At 37.8% G+C, this 1,298-nt stretch carries 1 protein-coding gene; it reads right to left on the bottom strand.

What is annotated here, in order from left to right:
• Positions 1-100: 100 nt before the first annotated feature.
• Entirely contained in the window at positions 101-1,138 is a 1,038-nt protein-coding gene (locus ACAX61_RS19545; protein WP_370716207.1) for a transposase, read from the bottom strand.
• Between the last annotated feature and the right edge of the window lie 160 nt (positions 1,139-1,298).

Raw genomic sequence — 1,298 nt, 5'->3', positions numbered from 1 at the left:
TATATACGTGGTGCGCCCAATAAGTAGTGAGCCTATGGTAGAAAACAATGAACGATTACAAAACAATTTTGTATTAATAACAATGAATATGTACAGGTAATTATTTTTCAAAAAAGTTTCCAGAAACGTCAACACATTTTTTCCAGCGAGTGACAAGTTGCGAGAAGGCATTTTTGAAGAAATCGGGAGATTTCTCGTCCAGATAATCAGTGACAGTCTTCTGCAAATCTTCTTTTGATGAAAAATGTTTACCTCTTAGTTCCCGCTTGAGATAATTGAACAAAAAGAAATCGGAGGGAGCCAAGTCTGGACTATAGGGAGGATGTGGGAGCAAAATCAAGCCACAATCCTTAATTGCTGTTGTTGACAATCCACTAGTGTGAATAGGTGCGTTGTCATGCAGATAATACAAATTAGAGACTCGGCTCTTCCTTCTCAGTTTCCTAGCTTGTCGCACAAGGTTGATATAGTATTCACTGTTGAGATGAACACGCGATTCAGCAAAATCGGTGAGAATCACACCATTAGCATCCCAAAAAATGGAGAGCATTAAGGCTTTTTTGTGTGATGATATTTTCATCTTCCTTGAACTGGTCTCTCCTGCAAGTTTCCATTCTTTTGATTCCCTTCTAGACTCGGGAATATAGAGTGATAGAGGCGTCTCATCCATCGTGATGATGTTATCCAGCATGTGGTCCCCAACACGTTGTAAAGTTTCCAGATTCTGTTGGCAACACTTTAAACGGTGAGCTTGCATATCAGCAGTTAGAAGACGTGGCACGAATCGTGAGCACAACTTTCTGATGCCACTACTTGCCAATAATGACTGAAGAGTACCTTTGCTAACATTTAGGCGCACAGTAAGCTCTCTTGTTGTGATTCTTCTTTCATTTTGTATCATTTCATGTAGTTTTTCCGTTATTCTTTCGCTGATTTCGCACGGCCTTCCTGACTTTTCAACGTCCACCACGGAAGTTCTTCCAGCTGCAAATTCATTGTACCATCGTTTTGTTGTAGCCCATGAAGGACTTTGTTCACCGTAAATATCATCTAATTCCTTTTGAATTTCTTCTCGACTTTTTTTCTTCAAATACAGGAAACGAATGACGCTCCGATATTGCACATTTTCTAAAGACATTTTAAAAAAGACGCGATATACCTGATAAACATAAAATAATATATTAAAACAAATATCTTATATTTACCTATAATATATTGCACTTTATATAATTAGAATATTTCTTAATTTACATTAACCTTTCTACATTAGGCTCACTACTTATTGGGCGCACCACGTA

It is taken from the genome of Sphingomonas sp. IW22, from assembly GCF_041321155.1.
GTDB lineage: Bacteria > Pseudomonadota > Alphaproteobacteria > Sphingomonadales > Sphingomonadaceae > Sphingomonas.
The sequence above is the reverse complement of the archived record's forward strand: the minus strand, read 5'-3'. Positions and strand labels throughout refer to the sequence as shown.

What these genes read in the sequence shown, in the direction of transcription:
- ACAX61_RS19545 (WP_370716207.1), bottom strand. Translation starts at nt 1,138, where the DNA reads ATGTCTTTAGAAAATGTGCAATATCGGAGCGTCATTCGTTTCCTGTAT.